This is a genomic window from Geodermatophilus sp. SYSU D00663 (assembly GCF_054050655.1).
In genome coordinates this window covers 134197-150963 of record NZ_JBJGZT010000011.1, presented here as the reverse complement: position 1 = coordinate 150963, position 16767 = coordinate 134197, and the positions used below count along the sequence as shown (strand labels likewise).

The window sequence follows — 16767 nt, the reverse complement described above, 5'->3', positions numbered from 1 at the left end:
GGGGGTGGGGGTGGCGGGGGTGGGGGGGTAGGGGCCGGGGGGGGGGGGGGGGGGGGGGGCGGGGGGGGTTGGGGGGGGGGGGGGGGGGGGGGTGGGGGTGGGGGGTGGGGGGGCGGCCCCCCCCCCCCCCGGGGGCCGCCCCCCCCCCCGGCCGCACGCGCGGTGCGGCCGGGCGGTGCGGGAGTTCTCAGGCCTCGCCGGCGGTGGGGGCCGGGGCGGTGGCGGAGGTGTCCGAGGGCTGCTCGGTCGCGGTCTCGGCGCCACCGGTCAGCAGCTCGCGCTCCCAGTCCGGCAGCGGCTCGTCGCCACCGATGGCCTGCTCGGCGCCGTCCTCGCGGCCGGCGTTGGCCTGCGCGGCCGAGCGGGCCATGAGGCCGTCCGCGACGGCGTCGGCGATCACGCGGGTCAGGACGTTGATGGCGCGGATCGCGTCGTCGTTGCCCGGGATCTTGTAGTCGACCTCGTCGGGGTCGCAGTTGGTGTCGAGGATCGCGACGACCGGGATGCCCAGCTTGCGGGCCTCGCCGACGGCGATGTGCTCCTTCTTGGTGTCCACGATCCAGATGGCGCTGGGCACCTTCTGCATGTCGCGGATGCCGCCGAGGCTGCGCTCGAGCTTGGCCTTCTCGCGGGTCAGGCCCAGCTGCTCCTTCTTGGACAGGCCGGCCATCACGCCGGTCTGCTCCATGTCCTCGAGCTCCTTGAGCCGCTGGAGCCGCTTGTGGACGGTGGAGAAGTTGGTGAGCATGCCGCCCAGCCAGCGCTGGTTGACGTAGGGCATGCCGACGCGCTGCGCCTGCTCGGCGACGACCTCCTGCGCCTGGCGCTTGGTGCCGACGAACAGGATCGTGCCGCCGTGCGAGACCGTCTGCTTGACGAACTCGTAGGCCGAGTCGATGTACCCGAGCGTCTGCTGCAGGTCGATGATGTAGATGCCGTTGCGCTCGGTGAAGATGAAGCGCTTCATCTTCGGGTTCCAGCGACGGGTCTGGTGCCCGAAGTGGACGCCGCTGTCGAGCAGCTGCTTCATGCTGACGACTGCCATGGGGGGCGCAGCCTCTCGTGCTCGCGCGCGGCCGCCCGGCGGCCGCGCTCCTCGGTTGACGCGGGCACCGGGTGGTGTCCCGCCCTGGCGTCCCGCGGCGCCACCGACCCGGGTGGACCCGGGACCGAGGTGGGGCTGCCCCGCCGTGCTGGCGGGTGGAGGACGCGCGGAGTCGACCCGCGCAGACGGGTCGCACCGGACAGCATACGCGCCGGGCGGGACCGCTCCTCCCCCGTGTCCGGGCCGTCCACAGGTGCGCTGCCCGGGGCCCGCTGCGGCCCGCCGGCGGGAAGCCTCGGCGGCGTGCCCGCCCGCCCGCTGCTCGTGCTCCTGCTGGCCTGCGCCGCCCTGCTCGGGCCGGCGCCCGCCGTCGCGGAGCCGGGCGTTCCCGCCGTCCCCGCCTGGACCGCACCGCTGGGCGGGCCGCCGGTCGTCACCCGGCCGTTCGCTCCCCCGCCCTCGCCCTACGGCCCCGGGCACCGCGGCGCGGACCTCGCCGGCGCCGCCGGTGACGTCGTGGTGGCGGCCGGGGACGGCGTCGTCGTCTTCGCCGGGCAGGTGGCGGGCCGGCCGGTGGTGAGCGTCGACCACGCCGACGGGCTGCGGACGACCTACGAGCCGGTCGACCCCGCCGTCGCGGCCGGGCAGCGCGTCGCCCGCGGCTCCCCGCTCGGGACCCTGGCGGCCGGGCACGCCGGCTGCCCGGCCGCCGCCTGCCTCCACTGGGGTCTGCGGCGCGGCGAGGTGTACCTGGACCCGCTGTCGCTGCTGCGCCCGTCGCGCGTGCGCCTGCTGCCGCTCGGGTGACGCGCGGGGACCGCTGCCGGACCGGCCGCCGCCCCTAGCCTGCGCGGGGTGCAGACCGAACGGGGCCTCGACCGTTTCGTCGCGTTCCTCGACGCGGTCGTCGCCATCGCCATCACCCTGCTGGTGCTGCCGCTGACCGAGCTGCTCGACGGCGCGGAGCCGCGGACCGGTCTCGGCACGCTGCTGGCCGACGAGTCGTCACAGATCGGCGCGTTCTTCCTCAGCTTCGTCGTGATCGCGCGGCTCTGGCTGGTCCACCACCGGGTGGTCGAGACCGTGGGGTCCTACGACCAGGCGTTCCTCACCGCCAACCTGCTGTGGATCCTGACGATCGTCCTGCTGCCCTTCGCCACCCAGGTGTCGGCCCGCTACGGCACCGACCGGCCCGCGGTGGCGCTCTACATCGGCACCATCACGCTGAGCTCGTTCTGCCTCACGGCGATCAGCCTGCTGCTGTGGCGGCGCCCCGCCCTGCGCCGCGACGCCGCCGCCCCGGTCGGACCCCCGTGGCCGTCACTGGTCGCCAGCGGGCTGTTCCTCGTCGCCCTCCTGGCCGGCACGCTGCTGCCGGGCGTGCACTACTGGGCGATGTTCCTGCTGTTCCTGTCCGGGCCGATCGAGGCCGCGCTGCGGCGCCGCGTCGCGGCCTGATCCCCGGTCGCCACCACGTCGGTGAAGTGCTCGACCACCGGGAACGGGTCGTAGAAGGAGTGCAGCAGCGCCTTCCACTCCCGGTAGCCGACCGAGCCCCGGAACCCCTCGGTGTGGTCCTCCAGCCGGTCCCACTCGACCAGCAGCAGGTAGGTCCCCGGGCGCTCGAGGCAGCGGGACAGCCGCAGGGAGCGGAACCCCGGAGACGCCTCGACGAGCGGCCGCGCGCGCCCGAAGGCCGCCTCGAACTCCTCCTCCCGGCCGGGGCGGACCGGGAGGAGCGCGTGCTCGAGCACCACCGGCGGCTCAGGCGATGTCGGCGAGCTTGGTGCGCAGGTGCAGCACGGCCTTGGTGTGCAGCTGGCAGATGCGGCTCTCGGTGACGCCGAGGACGCGGCCGATGTCGGCCAGCGTCAGGCCCTCGAAGTAGTAGAGGCTGACGACGACCTTCTCCCGCTCGGGCAGCTGCTCGACGGCGCGGGCGAGCAGCTGGCGGGCCTCGCCGTGCTCGGCCATCGCCTGCGGGTCGAGGGCGTTGGCGTCCTGCAGCGTGTCGACCAGCCGGGGCGCGCCGCCGTCGTCGTCGGTGAGCAGCTCGTCGAGGGCGACGACGTTGACCAGGGAGAGCTGGCCGAGGAACTTGCGCACGTCCTCGACGTCCATCTCCATCGCCGCGGCGATCTCCTCGTCGGTCGGGCTGCGCTGGAGCTGGTTCTCCAGCGTGGCGACCGTCCGCTCGAACTGCCGGGCGCGCATCCGCACCGACCGCGGGATCCAGTCGGTGCTGCGCAGCTCGTCGATGATCGCGCCGCGGATGCGGGACATCGCGTAGCTCTCGAACTTGACCTCGCGCGAGGGCTGGTAGCGGGTGATCGCGTCGATGAGCCCGAAGGTGCCGTAGGAGACCAGGTCGGCCTGCTCGACGTGCGCCGGCAGGCCGCTGCCGACCCGGCCGGCGACGTACTTGACCAGCGGCGCGTAGTGCAGGATCAGCCGGTCGCGCAGCTCGGGGGCGCGGTCGGCGACGTACTGCGCCCACAGCTCGGCCAGCGCGGCGTCGGCGTCCTCCTCGGACTCGCCGCCGATCCGGTGGATGGTGGCCTCGGGCACGTCGGGTCTCCCGCTTCGTGGTGGCTGGGGTCCTGCCGGACCCGGGGACGGTCGTTCGGGTGGGCGCTCGGCTCAGGCCCGCGGGTGTGCCTGGGCGTGCACCGCACGCAGCCGCTCGACGGTCACGTGCGTGTAGATCTGCGTCGTCGCGAGGCTAGCGTGGCCGAGCAGCTCCTGGACGGAGCGCAGGTCGGCGCCGCCCTCCAGGACGTGGGTGGCCGCGGAGTGCCGCAGCCCGTGCGGGCCGACGTCGGGCGCGCCCGGCGCGCGGGCCACCGCGGCGTGCACGGTCCGGCGGGCCTCGCGCGGGTCCAGCCGCCGCCCGCGCCGGCCGAGCAGCAGCGCCGGGCCGGAGTCGGAGGTGGCCAGCGCCGGGCGGCCCCGGGTCAGCCAGGCGTCGAGCGCCCGCTCGGCCGGTGCGCCGTAGGGCACGCTGCGCTCCTTGCGGCCCTTGCCGAGGACCCGCAGCAGCCGGCGGCCGCGGTCGACGTCGTCGACGTCGAGGCCGACCAGCTCGCTGACCCGGATGCCGCTGGCGTACAGCAGCTCGAGGACGACGGCGTCGCGCAGGCCCACGGGGTCGTCGGCGCCGGCGGTGGACTCGACGACGGCGCGGGCCTGGTCGGGGGCGAGCACGTCGGGCAGCGTCCGGTGCGCCTTGGGGCTGACCAGCCGCAGGCCGACGTCCTCGGGGGTGTGCCCCGAGCGGCGCAGCCAGGCGGTGAACGAGCGGGCGGCGGCGGCGCGGCGGGCGGTGGTCGCGCGGCTGGCACCGCGCGTGCGGCCCTGGGCCAGCCAGCTGCGCAGCGCGGCGAGGTCCAGCTCGTCGACCCGCGTGCCGCCGCGGCGGGCGAGGTGGTCGAGCAGCCAGACGGCGTCGGTGACGTAGCCGCGGACGGTGTGCTCGGACAGGTCCCGCTCGTGCCGCAGCGCGTCCTCGTAGCCCTCGAGCGCGGCCGCGAGCGCCGGCGGCAGCGCGGCGCGGGCGTCAGCGGTCCGGGCGGTCACTCTCCGACCGTCCGACGGCACCGTCCGTGGGTCAAGCCGCCGCGCCGTCCGGTCGCCCACGACCGGTGCGGGCGGGCCGGCCCCTCAGCGCCCGGGAGGCGAGCCCCCGGGGACCGGCCGCCGGGTCACCCGCCGCGTCCCGTGCGCGGCGGTGGGGCCAGCCGCCAGCCGGTTCCGGTCCACTGCACGAGGTCGGCGACCTCGAGGCCGGGCAGCACCCGCATGGCCTCCAGCGGGTCGCAGCCGGCGACCGCGGCCAGCCGCTCGGCGCTCACGCCGGTCCGCACCGGGCAGGCGTCGAGCACCCGGCGGGCCAGGTCGGACAGGCCGTCGCGGGGGAACGTGGGCCGTCGCTCCGGAGCGGCCAGGTCGTCCCCGAGGCTGCCGACCGCCTCGACGACCTGCGCGGCGTTGCTGACCAGCCGCGCGCCGGACTCCTGCTCCCGCAGCAGCTCGTGGCAGCCGACCGACATCGCGCTCGTCACGGGGCCGGGCACGACGAGCACCTCCTTGCCCAGCGCGCGGGCGCGCCGGGCGGTGGCCTGCGCGCCGGAGCGGGCCGCGGCCTCGACCACCACGGTGCCGCGGGTGAGCCCGGCGATGATCCGGTTGCGGACGAGGAAGCGGTGCCGGTGCGGAGCCGCGCCCGGCGGCCACTCGCTGACCAGCAGGCCGCCGCCGCTGACGATGCGCTCGAACACCGCGGAGTGGGCGGCCGGGTAGGCCCGGTCGACCCCGCAGGCGAGCACCACCACGGTGGGGGCACCCGCGGCCAGGGCGCCGCGGTGGGCGGCGACGTCGATGCCGTAGGCGCCGCCGGAGACGACCGTCCAGCCGCGCTCCCCCAGTTGCGCGCCGAGGTCGGCGGCCACGTGCTCGCCGTAGGCCGTGGACGCCCGCGCGCCGACGACGGCCACGGAGCGGTCGACGGTCGGCCCGAGCGGCGGGTCCCCGCGCACCCACAGGGCGACCGGCGGCACGAGCGCGGTGGTCCGGTCGCGCCGGCCCTCGCCGTCGCCATCGGTGTGCGCGGCGACGGTCAGCGCGTGCAGCGGCAGCGCGGGCCACTCGTCGTCCTCGGGGACCACCAGCCGGGCCCCGCACCGCTCCGCCCGGCGGAGGTCGGCGAGGCTGGCGTCCTGCTCGGCGCGCACGCCGACCAGGGCGCGGGCCCGCTCGGGCGCCGTCCCGGCCCGCAGGGCGCGCACCGCCGCGACCGGGCCGACGTCGTCGACCCACCGCCACAGGGCCACCGAGCCCGGCTCCGCGGCGCGGGTCAGCCAGGCGCGGGCGCGCCGGATGCCCGGGACGGCCACCCCGTCGACCGCGGCCGGGCCGGCGAGCGCGTCCTCGAGGTCCTCCTCGAGGGCCGGGTCGGTCACGCCGCCACCCGCTGCAGCCGCATGCCCAGCGCCTCGGCCACGTCGCCGCCGTCGGGGACCGCCCGACCGGCGAGGTCGGCCAGCGTCCAGGACACCCGCAGCACGCGGTCCAGCCCGCGCACCGACAGCAGGCCGCGGTCCAGCGCGCGCTCGGCCAGCGCCAGCGCCGGCCGCGGCACCGCCCAGCGCTCCCGCAGCAGCCGCCCGGGCACGTGGCTGTTGAGCAGCAGGCCGGTGCCGCGCAGCCGGGCGGCGGCGGCTCCGCGGGCGGCGGCGACGCGGGCCGCCACCTCGGCGGTCGGCTCGGGGGCCGCACGGGTGTCCAGCCAGGCGGCGCGGGTGACCGGCGGCAGCTCGATGCGCAGGTCGATGCGGTCCAGCAGCGGGCCGGACAGCCGGGACCGGTACCGGCGGCGCTCCAGCGGGCTGCAGGTGCAGACGGAGTCACCGGCCGCGCTGGCGCACGGGCACGGGTTGGCGGCGAGCACCAGCTGGGCGCGGCACGGGAAGGTCGCCGACCCGGCGGCCCGGCTGATCGTGACCTGGCCGCGCTCGAGGGGCTGGCGCAGCGTGTCCAGCGTCGCCCGGGCGAACTCCGGCGCCTCGTCCAGGAACAGCACGCCGCGGTGGGCGCGGCACAGCGCGCCGGGACGGATGGCGCCCGACCCGCCGCCGACGAGGGCGGCCATCGTGGCCGAGTGGTGCGGCGCCTCGAACGGCGGCCGGCTGAGCAGCGGCGCGTCCGGAGGCAGCGTGCCGGCGACCGAGTGGATGGCGGTGACCTCGAGCGCGGCCCGCTCGTCGAGGACGGGCAGCAGGCCGGGCAGCCGCTCCGCGAGCATCGTCTTCCCCGCCCCCGGCGGCCCGGTGAGGAGCAGGTGGTGCCCGCCGGCCGCGGCCACCTCCACCGCGCGCCGGCCCGCGGCCTGGCCGACGACGTCGCCGAGGTCCGGCGCCGGTGCCGGCGGGGGCAGCGGCCCGCGGGCGTGCGGCGCCAGCCGGGCGCGCCCGGACAGGTGGGCCACCAGGTCGCCGAGGGTGCGTGCGGCGAGGACGTCGACGCCGTCGACCAGCGCCGCCTCCTCCGCGTTGCCGGCCGGGACGACGACGGTGCCGTGCCCGGCCCGGGCGGCGGCCAGCACGGCGGGCAGGACGCCGCGCACCGCGCGCACCGAGCCGTCGAGCCCGAGCTCGCCGAGCAGCACCAGCCCGTCGGCGGCGTCGGACGGGAACGTGCCGGCCGCGGCGAGCACGGCGGCGGCCAGCGCGAGGTCGAAGCCGCTGCCCTGCTTGGGCATCGACGCCGGCGACAGCCCGATGGTGATCCGGCGCATCGGCCAGGACGCCCCGGTGTTGACCACGGCCGCCCGGACGCGGTCGACCGACTGGCGCACCACGGCGTCGGGCAGGCCGACGAGCGCCACGCCGGGGACGCCGGCGGACATGTCCACCTCGACCTCGACCATCGCACCGGACACCCCGGCCAGCCCGACCGACCAGGTGCGGGCGAGCGTCACGAGAACGCCCCGCGCAGGTGGGTGACCAGCGCCGGCGCGGCTGGGCGCACCAGCACGCCGACGACGTCGAAGCGCAGGTCGGGCGCGTGCTCGTCGTGGGCGGCCAGCCACCGCTGGGCCAGCGTGCGCAGCCGCCGCTGCTTGGCCGCGGTCACCGCCTCGACGGGGTGGCCGAAGCCGGTGGCCCGGCGGGTCTTGACCTCGCAGAAGACGATGGCCGCGCCCTCGCGGGCGACGATGTCGAGCTCGCCGTCGCGGCACCGCCAGTTGCGGTCGAGGACGGCCAGCCCGGCATCGGTGAGGTAGGCCGCGGCGATGGTCTCCCCGCGGCTGCCGAGTTCGGTTCTCGTGGACACCCGCCGACCGTGACCCGGGCGGGCGCCCGGCACGGTCCGGCACGGCGGTCTGTGGACGGCGGCCCGGGCTGTGGACGGCGCGGGCGGTCCCGCCGGCCCGGGCGGTCAGTCTCCCGGGCGTGCGGATGCGATCAGGTGATGCGGGGCCCGTCGGGCAGCTCGAGGTCGGGCTTGTCCAGCTCCTCGACGTTGACGTCCTTGAACGTCAGCACCCGCACGTTGCGGACGAACCGCGCCGGCCGGTACATGTCCCAGACCCAGGCGTCGGAGAGCTTGAGCTCGAAGAACACCTCGCCGCCGGCCTCGCGGACCTGCAGGTCGACGGCGTTGGCCAGGTAGAAGCGCCGCTCGGTCTCCACCACGTAGGTGAACTGCCGGACGATGTCCCGGTACTCGCGATAGAGCTGCAGCTCCATCTCGGTCTCGTACTTCTCCAGGTCCTCGGTGCTCATCGCGGCTCTCCGGAGATCGTGCGCATGCCCCCATCATCGACCATGCCGCCGGCAGCGGTGAGCTGGAGTTCCCGGACGGCGCGCGCGTCGCGGGCGCGGACGACGTTGACGAAGCGCGACCGGTGCTCGGGACAGGGCCCGTGACGCTCCAGCGCGGCGGTGTGCGCCTCGGTCGTGTAGCCCTTGTGCACCGCGAAGTCGTACTCGGGGAAGCGCTCGTGCACGTCGAGCATGATCCGGTCCCGGGTCACCTTGGCCAGCACCGACGCCGCGGCCACGCAGGCGGCGACCCGGTCGCCCTTCCACACGGCCAGGGCCGGCACCCCGAGGCCGGGCACGGAGAACCCGTCGGTGAGCACGTAGTCCGCCGGCGGGTCCAGCGCGCTGACCGCGCGGCGCAGCGCCTCGAGGTTGGTGACGTGCATGCCGCGCGCGTCGAGGTCGGCGACCGGGACGACCACGACCGACCAGGACAGCGCGCGGTCGACGACCTCGGCGTAGACCCGCTCCCGCGCCGCGGCGGTCAGGAGCTTGGAGTCGGCCAGCCCGGGGACCCGTCCGCGGCGGCCGGCGGGGAGCACGCACGCGGCGGCGACCAGCGGCCCGGCGCACGCGCCGCGGCCGGCCTCGTCGGCGCCGGCGACGGCGGAGAAGCCGCGCCGGCGCAGCGACCGCTCCATGTCCCAGAGCGAGTCGTCGCGGCCCGGGTCGCCGGCGGGGTCCGTACGGCGGGTGCGGTGGACCGGCGTCGCGGCGGCCCGGTGAGCGGGGGGAGGACGGCCTGCCATCGCCGTCCGACACTACGACGCCCCGGGGACACGACCCGCCCCCGGGACGGCAGGACGGGCCGGCGCGCAGACGGCGGCGGGCCGGCCCCCGGGGTCAGAGGGGGCCGGCCCGTCGTCCCGGTCCGGCCGCCGAGGAGGCGGACGGCCGGCCGGGGGCGCCGGACCCGGCGCGGTGCTGCCGGGCCCGGGCGCCGGGATCAGACCTCGGCCGGAGCCGGGGCGGGGGCGGTCAGCGCGTGGGCGCCGCAGGTGCAGGTGCCGGAGGAGCGGGAGGACAGGACCAGCGAGACGGCGTGCGCGCGGTCGCGGGCGCCGAGCTTGCGCAGGATCGCCTTCACGTGCGACTTGACGGTGTCCTCGCTGATGAACAGGTTGCGGCCGATCTGCCGGTTGGACTGGCCCTGCAGCAGCTCGTCGAGGACGTCCTGCTCGCGCCGGGTGAGCGGCACCTCGGGGGTCAGCGGCTTGCCGACCGGGGCGGCGGCGGGCTCGACGCGGCGGATCTGCGGGTCGACGACGGTCCGGCCGGCGCGGGCGGCCAGGATCGCCCAGCCGAGCAGGGTCGGCGAGGTGTTGAGCATCAGGTAGCCGCGGACACCGGCGGCGACGGCCTCGTTGACCACGGCCGGGTCCTCCGAGGTCGCGAGGGCGACGACGGCGACCCGCGGGAAGCGGCGGCGCAGGTCGCGGACGACGTTGAGGGTGGCGGCGCGGCCGGCGCCCATCTCGACGACCACGGCGTCGGGCCGGGCGGTCTCGACGAGGGTGAGGGCGCGGCGCAGCTCGCCGGGGGTGCCCACCGACTGCATGCCGGCGGTCTCGTTGATCATGCTGACCAGGCCGCGCCGCAGGACGGGGGCGTCGGCGAGGAGGAGCACGCGGGTGACGCCTCGGGCAGCGCTCGCCAGGGGTGCGGACACGACTTTCTCCATTTCGGTGGACCGGGTTGCTCTCGACTACTCCATCGGGATGAATGGCGCGGTCCTTGAACACTTCCTGGGGATTTTTTCCGCACCCGGTATTGGTAGCTCCCGTCACACGAGAAACCGGAGAGGTGACCGTTCCGCATTTGTCGACATGGGGACGCCGTTTGCGGGAATGGTGCACGAAAGACGACGGCGCCGTCCCTCGGGGAGGGACGGCGCCGTCGGGAGGCGGGTGGAGGTCAGCCCGGGGGCGGGCGGCGCAGCCGGCGCCGGCGGTTCCACGCCGCGACCGGCAGCGCGCCGGCGAGGCCCGCACCCAGCGGGAGCACCTGGCCGACCGCGCCCGCGGCGGCGGCCGCCTCCGTGCCCTGGATGTCCGGGGAGTCCAGCGTGCCGAACCGGGACACCGGCCAGACGATCAGCGCGGCCTTGCCGATCACGTCGTCGACGGCGACGGTGCCGCCGTAGCGGTCGCCGACGTGCGAGCGGGAGTCGGCCGAGGCCGACCGGTGGTCCCCCATGACCCACAGCCGGCCCTCGGGCACGGTGACGGGGCCGAAGGCGCGCGACTCCAGCGGGGTGTCCTCGTAGATGTAGGGCTCGTCGAGCGGCTCGCCGTCGACGGTCACCCGGCCCTCGGCGTCGCAGCACTGCACGGTCTGGCCGCCCACGGCGATGACGCGCTTGACGTAGTCGTCCTCGCTCGGCGGCGCCACGCCGACGGCCCGGCCCAGCCACAGCAGCCCGCCGGTGAACCAGTTCGAGGGCTCGGAGACCTCGACCTCGGGCGTCCAGGTGTCCGGCCCCTCGAAGACGACGATGTCGCCGGGCTCGGGATCGCCGAACCAGTACGGGACCTTGTTGACCAGGACGCGGTCCCCGGTGCAGCCGGTGCAGCCGTGCAGCGTCTGCTCCATCGACCCGGAGGGGATGAAGAAGGCCTGTGCGAGGAAGGTCTTCACCAGCAGCGCGAGCACGAAGGCCACGAGCAGCAGCACCGGCAGCTCACGCAGCAGCGAGCTCTTCTTCTCCGGCTCGTCCCGCCGCCGCCAGGTGCGGCGGTGGCCACCGGTGTCCGGCCGCTCGGGCGTGGGGTCGTCCCCCGGGACGACGTCGGCGGGCCCTCCGGACCGATCGCTGCTCATCGGGAGCCAGCGTACGGCCGCGGAGGACCCGCCGTGGTCAGGCCGGGTCGGACCGGCCCGGAGTCGTCCGGCCGGAGCCGGGGACGGTCAGCGCGCGACGGTCTCGCGACGCTCCTTGATCTTGGCGGCCTTGCCGCGCAGCTCACGCAGGTAGTAGAGCTTGGCCCGGCGGACGTCACCGCGGGTCAGCACCTCGATCTTCTCGACGACCGGGGTGTGCACCGGGAAGGTGCGCTCCACGCCCACGCCGAAGCTGACCTTGCGGACGGTGAAGGTCTCGCGGATCCCGCCGCCCTGGCGCCGGATCACGACGCCCTGGAAGACCTGGATGCGCGAGCGGTTGCCCTCGACGACGCGGACGTGCACCTTGACGGTGTCCCCGGGGCGGAACTCGGGGATGTCGTCGCGCAGCGAGTCGGCGTCGAGTACGTCCAGGGTGTTCATCGCAGCATTCCTCGGTCTCAGCGTTGGCTCGTCGTCGGCCCGGGCATCGGGGTGCCCCACGCTCCGGACCAGGTGGCTGCGACTCCGGGAGGAGTGCCCGTCGGCGGCGCCTCCGGTCTGCAGCGACTCTCTACTGTGCCACACGGGCGCCACCCTGCCGAGCTCGGGCCGGGGCGGGCTGGTCCCAGGGCCGGTCAGTCGACCACGCGGGGTGGCCGGCGCCACGGCCCGGCCAGCAGCTCGGGCAGCACCGCGGCGAGCTCGCGGGGCGCGAACTCCACGTCCGCCGCGGCGATCTCCGCGGCGGTCCACCACCGGTGCGGCTCCTCCCCGAGCAGCTCCAGCTCGGTCCGGCCGGTGGCGTCCACCTCGTGGACGACGTCGCGCAGGACGAAGAAGGTCTCCCGCGAGTCGATCTGCACGCCGGCGAACGGGCCGACGTGCCGCCGGAACCACACCGGGCCCTCGAGGGCCGCGGGGTCGACGACCAGGCCGATCTCCTCGACCAGCTCGCGGGCGGCGGCCTCGCGGACGGTCTCGCCGTCCTCCACTCCCCCGCCGGGCGTGTACCAGAACAGCACGTCGCCGGGCGGGACGGCGGGGTCGGTCAGCCGGGCGCCGAGCAGCAGCACCCGCCCGTCGGGGTCGAGGACGACGACCCGCGCCGTGGGACGCACCCAGGCGCGGTCAGGCACCGTCGAGGACCGCCCGGTCGGCGGGTGACAGCGCGTCTTCGGGCAGCGCGGCCAGCAGGTCGGGACGCCGGGTCGCGGTCCGCCGCAGCGACTCCGCGCGGCGCCAGCGGGCGATCGCGGCGTGGTCGCCGGAGAGCAGCACCGGCGGGACGTCCAGCCCGCGCCAGGACGCCGGCCGGGTGTAGGAGGGGCCCTCGAGCAGCCCGTCGGCGTGCGAGTCGAACGCCACCGACTCGCGGTTGCCGACGACGCCGGGGATCAGCCGGGTGACCGCCTCGACCATCACCAGCACCGCGGACTCGCCGCCGGCCAGCACGTAGTCGCCGATCGAGACCTCCGACACCGGCCCGGACGCGGCGGCCCACTCGGCCACCCGCTGGTCGATGCCCTCGTAGCGGCCGCAGGCGAACACCAGCCCGGGCTCGGCGGCCCACTCGGCGGCGACGGCCTGGGTGAACGGGCGCCCGGCGGGCGTGGGCACGACCAGGCGGGTGCCGGGCGGGCGGACGGCCTCCAGGGCGCGCGCCCACGGCTCGGGGCGCATGACCATGCCGGGGCCGCCGCCGTAGGGGGCGTCGTCGACGGTGCGGTGGACGTCGTCGGTCCACTGCCGCAGGTCGTGCACGCCGATGGCGACCAGGCCGCGCTCGGCGGCCTTCCCGAGCAGCGACTGCCGGAGCGGCGCCAGGTACTCCGGGAAGATCGTGACGACGTCGATGCGGTACGGGTCGGTCACAGGTCGAGCAGCCCCTCGGGCGGGTCGACGACGACGAACCCGCCGGGCACGTCGACGGTCGGCACGATCGCCGTGACGAACGGGACCAGCAGCTCGCCGGCCTCGCCGCGGTCGACGACCAGCAGGTCCGCGCCCTCGTGGCGGACCGCGGTGACCTCGCCCAGCGGCGTGCCGTCGGTCAGCCGGGCGGCCAGGCCGACGAGCTGGTGGTCGTAGAAGTCGTCGGGGTCCTCCAGCGCCGGGAGGTCGGCGAGCGGGACCTCGAGCAGGGTGTCGCGGAGGGTCTCGACGGTCTCGCGGCTGTCGTAGCCCTCGAACGCGAGCAGCAGCACCTCGCGGTGCCAGCGGGCGCCGGCGACGGTCAGCGGACCGCGCTCGGCGGGGACGGTGCGCAGGACGGCGCCGGGGCGGAAGCGCTTCCCGGGGTCGTCGGTGCGGACCTCGACGGTGGCCTCACCACGGACACCGTGGGGCCGGCCGATGCGGCCGACCACCACGGTGTCGGTGGAGGGGTTCTGCGCGTCCAAGCCGCGCGGCTCAGCGCCCGTCGGTGTCGACGACGTCGACCCGCAGGCCGCGGCCGCCGACGCCGGTCATGACGGTGCGCAGCGCCTTGGCGGTGCGCCCGCCGCGACCGATCACCTTGCCGAGGTCGTCGGGGTGGACCCGGACCTCGAGGGTCTTGCCGCGACGGCCGCCGACCAGGTCGACGGTGACGTCGCGCGGGTGGTCGACGATGCCCTTGACCAGGTGCTCGAGCGCCTCTTCGAGCACGTCTTACTCGGCGGGCGTCGTGGTGGCGCCGGCGGCCGGGCCCTCGCCACCGGCACCGGCGGCCTCGGCCACCGTGGCGGCGGCGTCGTCGGCCTTGGGAGCGGCCTTCTTCCTCGGGGTGGTCGCACCGGCGGCCGGCTCCTCGCCGGCGCTGCGGACGGCCTCCTCGTAGAGGGCCTTGCGGTCGGGCTTGGGGGCGGCGACCTTCATGGGCGGCGGGGCCGGCTCGCCCTTGAACTTCTGCCAGTCACCGGTGACGCGGAGGATGGCCGCGACCGGCTCGGTCGGCTGCGCGCCGACGCCCAGCCAGTACTGCGCGCGCTCGCTGTCGACCTCGATGAAGGAGGGCTCCTCCTTCGGGTGGTACTTGCCGATCGTCTCGATGACGCGGCCCTCGCGCTTGGTGCGCGAGTCGGCGACGACGATGCGGTAGTACGGAGCACGCATCTTGCCCAGACGCATGAGCTTGATCTTGGTGGCCACGGTGGCTCGGAATCTCCTCGAACGCTGTTCGTCGGTGCTCGCCGGACGGACGCGTGGGGTTACGCCGGGGCGGAGCCAGGGACACGGCCGGCGTCGGTGAGAGGGCCGCGCACCGCCGTGTTCGACCGACCATGATGCCAGATGCCGGGAGGCGTGCCATGACCAGCCGGGGTCTGCTCCACCACGTCGAGCTGTGGGTGCCCGACCTGGCCCGCGCCGAGCGCTCGTGGGGCTGGCTGCTGACCGCGCTGGGCGCGCAGCCGTACCAGTCGTGGGAGCACGGCCGGTCCTGGCGGCTCGGCGACGTCTACGTCGTCGTCGAGCGGTCGCCGGACCTCGCCGCGGACACCCACGAGCGCCGCCGGCCAGGCCTCAACCACCTCGCGTTCTGGGCCGGCACCGCCGACGACGTCGACGCGCTGGTGGCCGCGGCGCCGGCGCACGGGTGGCGGCTGCTGTTCGCCGACCGCCACCCGTTCGCCGGCGGCCCGCGGCACCGGGCGGCCTACCTCGAGGACGCCGACGGCTACGAGGTCGAGCTGGTCCCCGGCCGGACCTGAGCGAGCACCGCGGCGGCGGCGTCGGCCACCGGCACCTCCGACCGCTCGCCCGTCGCCCGGTCGCGCAGCTCGACGACGCCGTCGGCGAGCCCGCGGCCGACGGTCACGATGGTCGGCATCCCGAGCAGCTCGGCGTCCTTGAACTTGACCCCGGGCGACACCTTCGGCCGGTCGTCGTAGAGGACGGTCAGGCCGGCGGCGACCAGCTCGTCGGACAGCGCCTGCGCGGCCTCGAACACCGCGGCGTCCTTGCCGGTGGCGACGACGTGCACGTCGGCCGGGGCGATCTCGCGCGGCCAGACCAGGCCCAGCTCGTCGTGGGTGGACTCGGCGATCGCGGCGACGGCGCGGGAGACGCCGATGCCGTAGGAGCCCATGGTGACCGTGACGAGCCTGCCGTTCTCGTCGAGCACCTGCAGGCCCAGGGCGTCGGCGTACTTGCGGCCCAGCTGGAAGATGTGCCCGATCTCCACGCCCCGGGCGAGCTCCAGCGGGCCCGAGCCGTCGGGCGCGGGGTCGCCGGGCAGCACCTCGGCGGCCTCGACGGTGCCGTCCCAGGAGAAGTCGCGCCCGGCCACCAGGTCGAACACGTGCCTGCCGGGCTCGTTGGCGCCGGTGACCCAGCGGGTGCCGGGGACGACCCGAGGGTCGACGAGGTAGCGGATGCCCGACTCGCTGTCCTTCCCGAGCACCTGCGGGCCGATGTAGCCCTTGACCAGCGCCGGGTGCGCCTCGAAGTCGGTGAACGGCTCCACCTCGGCCGGCGCCACCTGCGCCTCCAGCCGCTTGGCGTCGACCTCGCGGTCGCCGGGGATGCCGATGACCAGCGGCTCCCGGGTGCCGTCGGGGTGCACGAGCGTGACGACGACGTTCTTGAGCGTCGAGGCGGCCGTGTAGCCGGCGTCGGGGAACAGCTCCCGCGCGACGGCGACCAGCGTCTCGATGGTCGGGGTGTCGGGGGTGTCCTCGACGTGCGCCTCGGGCAGGCCCTCGATCGGCAGCGGCTCGGGGACGACGGTGCTGACCGCCTCGACGTTGGCCGCGTACCCGCCGGGCGAGCGGACGAAGGTGTCCTCGCCGATCTCCGTCGGGTGCAGGAACTCCTCGCTCCTGGAGCCGCCCATCGCGCCCGACATCGCCGAGACGATCACGTACTCCAGGCCCAGCCGGTCGAAGATCCGGACGTAGGCGGCGCGGTGCGCGGCGTAGGAGGCGTCCAGCCCCGCGTCGTCGACGTCGAAGGAGTAGCTGTCCTTCATCGTGAACTCGCGGGTGCGGAACAGCCCGGCCCGGGGCCGCGCCTCGTCCCGGTACTTGGTCTGGATCTGGTACAGCGACAGCGGCAGGTCCTTGTACGACGAGTACAGGTCCTTCACCAGGAGCGTGAACATCTCCTCGTGCGTGGGGCCGAGGAGGAAGTCCGCGCCCCGGCGGTCCTGCAGCCGGAAGAGGTTGGGGCCGTACTCGGTCCAGCGGTTGGTCGCCTCGTAGGGCTCGCGGGGCAGCAGCGCCGGGAAGTGGACCTCCTGCGCGCCCATCCGGTCCATCTCCTCGCGGACGACGCGCTCGACGTTGCGGAAGACCCGGTAGCCCAGCGGCAGCCAGGTGAAGCCGCCCGGCGCGGCCCGGCGGATGTAGCCGGCCCGCACGAGCAGGCGGTGGCTGGGGACCTCGGCGTCGGCCGGGTCGTCGCGCAGGGTGCGCAGGAACAGGGAGGACATCCGCAACAGCACGGCACGAGTCTCCCAGGGCGCGCGAACGGGTTGTGCCGCGCGGTCAGCGGCCCGCAAGAGCGGTGCAAGTCCCGGCCGCGACGGTCGTCCCCGGCGAGCCGCCGACCGGCGGCCTCTCCCCCGCCGACACCCGGCTCGACCACCCTGGAGTCCCC

The 16767-nt window shown here is 76.0% G+C and carries 21 protein-coding genes; 3 read left to right on the top strand and 18 right to left on the bottom strand.

Annotated elements, in window-relative coordinates; genetic code table 11:
* Nucleotides 1-187: 187 nt before the first annotated feature.
* Nucleotides 188-1045: a 30S ribosomal protein S2 gene (gene rpsB, locus ACI79Z_RS11005; protein ID WP_387993402.1), complete on the bottom strand. Its 858-nt coding sequence runs from the start codon at nucleotides 1043-1045 to the stop codon at nucleotides 188-190.
* A 303-nt stretch (nucleotides 1046-1348) separates the two neighbouring features.
* Between rpsB and ACI79Z_RS11000 the strand changes: the two genes are divergently transcribed.
* Both ACI79Z_RS11000 and ACI79Z_RS10995 read left to right on the top strand, forming a co-directional pair.
* Nucleotides 1349-1852, top strand: a complete 504-nt coding sequence (locus ACI79Z_RS11000; protein WP_456902633.1) for a M23 family metallopeptidase — start codon at nucleotides 1349-1351, stop codon at nucleotides 1850-1852.
* Nucleotides 1853-1900: 48 nt separating this feature from the next.
* A complete protein-coding gene (locus ACI79Z_RS10995) occupies nucleotides 1901-2503 on the top strand; it encodes a TMEM175 family protein (protein WP_456902632.1) in 603 nt (200 codons plus the stop codon).
* Here ACI79Z_RS10995 and ACI79Z_RS10990 read toward each other — a convergent pair.
* From ACI79Z_RS10990 to rpsP, 16 genes are all read right to left on the bottom strand, one after another.
* Nucleotides 2431-2802, bottom strand: coding sequence for an antibiotic biosynthesis monooxygenase family protein (locus ACI79Z_RS10990; protein ID WP_387993410.1), 372 nt, complete (start codon nucleotides 2800-2802; stop codon nucleotides 2431-2433). The genes ACI79Z_RS10995 and ACI79Z_RS10990 overlap by 73 nt on opposite strands.
* Nucleotides 2803-2809: 7 nt before the next feature.
* Entirely contained in the window at nucleotides 2810-3613 is an 804-nt protein-coding gene (gene whiG / locus ACI79Z_RS10985) for an RNA polymerase sigma factor WhiG (RefSeq protein ID WP_387993413.1), read from the bottom strand.
* A 72-nt stretch (nucleotides 3614-3685) separates the two neighbouring features.
* A complete protein-coding gene (locus ACI79Z_RS10980; protein WP_456902631.1) occupies nucleotides 3686-4621 on the bottom strand; it encodes a tyrosine recombinase in 936 nt (311 codons plus the stop codon).
* 125 nt (nucleotides 4622-4746) lie between these two features.
* The gene (gene dprA, locus ACI79Z_RS10975) at nucleotides 4747-6003 is read right to left on the bottom strand and encodes a DNA-processing protein DprA (RefSeq protein WP_456902630.1); all 1257 of its coding nucleotides are present in this window, start codon (nucleotides 6001-6003) and stop codon (nucleotides 4747-4749) included.
* Entirely contained in the window at nucleotides 6000-7520 is a 1521-nt protein-coding gene (locus ACI79Z_RS10970) for a YifB family Mg chelatase-like AAA ATPase (protein WP_387993422.1), read from the bottom strand. Before ACI79Z_RS10970 ends, dprA begins: the two co-directional genes overlap by 4 nt.
* Entirely contained in the window at nucleotides 7517-7876 is a 360-nt protein-coding gene (locus ACI79Z_RS10965; RefSeq protein WP_387993424.1) for a YraN family protein, read from the bottom strand. The genes ACI79Z_RS10970 and ACI79Z_RS10965 overlap by 4 nt, the downstream gene beginning before the upstream one ends.
* Before the next feature lie 131 nt (nucleotides 7877-8007).
* Nucleotides 8008-8328, bottom strand: coding sequence for a DUF2469 domain-containing protein (locus ACI79Z_RS10960; RefSeq protein ID WP_387993427.1), 321 nt, complete (start codon nucleotides 8326-8328; stop codon nucleotides 8008-8010).
* Complete coding sequence (locus ACI79Z_RS10955; protein ID WP_387993429.1) at nucleotides 8325-9116, bottom strand: ribonuclease HII; 792 nt, start codon at nucleotides 9114-9116, stop codon at nucleotides 8325-8327. Before ACI79Z_RS10955 ends, ACI79Z_RS10960 begins: the two co-directional genes overlap by 4 nt.
* 197 nt (nucleotides 9117-9313) lie before the next feature.
* Complete coding sequence (locus ACI79Z_RS10950; protein ID WP_387993432.1) at nucleotides 9314-10036, bottom strand: LuxR C-terminal-related transcriptional regulator; 723 nt, start codon at nucleotides 10034-10036, stop codon at nucleotides 9314-9316.
* A gap of 245 nt (nucleotides 10037-10281) precedes the next feature.
* On the bottom strand, nucleotides 10282-11187 hold the full coding sequence (lepB, locus tag ACI79Z_RS10945; protein ID WP_456902629.1) for a signal peptidase I: 906 nt from the start codon (nucleotides 11185-11187) through the stop codon (nucleotides 10282-10284).
* 87 nt (nucleotides 11188-11274) lie between these two features.
* Entirely contained in the window at nucleotides 11275-11631 is a 357-nt protein-coding gene (gene rplS, locus ACI79Z_RS10940) for a 50S ribosomal protein L19 (protein WP_387993438.1), read from the bottom strand.
* Between the two features lie 194 nt (nucleotides 11632-11825).
* Entirely contained in the window at nucleotides 11826-12326 is a 501-nt protein-coding gene (locus tag ACI79Z_RS10935) for an NUDIX hydrolase (protein ID WP_387993440.1), read from the bottom strand.
* On the bottom strand, nucleotides 12319-13062 hold the full coding sequence (gene trmD, locus ACI79Z_RS10930) for a tRNA (guanosine(37)-N1)-methyltransferase TrmD (protein WP_387993442.1): 744 nt from the start codon (nucleotides 13060-13062) through the stop codon (nucleotides 12319-12321). Before trmD ends, ACI79Z_RS10935 begins: the two co-directional genes overlap by 8 nt.
* Nucleotides 13059-13589, bottom strand: a complete 531-nt coding sequence (gene rimM, locus ACI79Z_RS10925) for a ribosome maturation factor RimM (RefSeq protein WP_456902628.1) — start codon at nucleotides 13587-13589, stop codon at nucleotides 13059-13061. Before rimM ends, trmD begins: the two co-directional genes overlap by 4 nt.
* A 10-nt stretch (nucleotides 13590-13599) precedes the next feature.
* A complete protein-coding gene (locus tag ACI79Z_RS10920) occupies nucleotides 13600-13836 on the bottom strand; it encodes an RNA-binding protein (RefSeq protein WP_387993447.1) in 237 nt (78 codons plus the stop codon).
* Between the two features lie 3 nt (nucleotides 13837-13839).
* Nucleotides 13840-14319 carry a 30S ribosomal protein S16 gene (rpsP, locus tag ACI79Z_RS10915; protein ID WP_387993450.1) on the bottom strand — a complete coding sequence of 160 codons (480 nt, stop codon included), beginning with the start codon at nucleotides 14317-14319 and terminating at the stop codon, nucleotides 13840-13842.
* Between the two features lie 158 nt (nucleotides 14320-14477).
* Here rpsP and ACI79Z_RS10910 point away from each other — a divergent pair, with 158 nt between their 5' ends.
* On the top strand, nucleotides 14478-14879 hold the full coding sequence (locus ACI79Z_RS10910; RefSeq protein ID WP_456902627.1) for a VOC family protein: 402 nt from the start codon (nucleotides 14478-14480) through the stop codon (nucleotides 14877-14879).
* Here the strand turns inward: ACI79Z_RS10910 and ACI79Z_RS10905 are convergent.
* Nucleotides 14846-16612, bottom strand: coding sequence for a proline--tRNA ligase (locus ACI79Z_RS10905; protein WP_456902626.1), 1767 nt, complete (start codon nucleotides 16610-16612; stop codon nucleotides 14846-14848). The two genes, ACI79Z_RS10910 and ACI79Z_RS10905, sit on opposite strands and share 34 nt — an antisense overlap.
* Nucleotides 16613-16767 lie beyond the last annotated feature (155 nt).

Coding starts and splice junctions, on each gene's coding strand:
- ACI79Z_RS10955 (WP_387993429.1), bottom strand. CDS start 9,116: ATGGCAGGCCGTCCTCCCCCCGCTCACCGGGCCGCCGCGACGCCGGTC.
- rplS (WP_387993438.1), bottom strand. CDS start 11,631: ATGAACACCCTGGACGTACTCGACGCCGACTCGCTGCGCGACGACATC.
- ACI79Z_RS10960 (WP_387993427.1), bottom strand. CDS start 8,328: ATGAGCACCGAGGACCTGGAGAAGTACGAGACCGAGATGGAGCTGCAG.
- ACI79Z_RS10910 (WP_456902627.1), top strand. CDS start 14,478: ATGACCAGCCGGGGTCTGCTCCACCACGTCGAGCTGTGGGTGCCCGAC.
- rpsB (WP_387993402.1), bottom strand. CDS start 1,045: ATGGCAGTCGTCAGCATGAAGCAGCTGCTCGACAGCGGCGTCCACTTC.
- lepB (WP_456902629.1), bottom strand. CDS start 11,187: ATGAGCAGCGATCGGTCCGGAGGGCCCGCCGACGTCGTCCCGGGGGAC.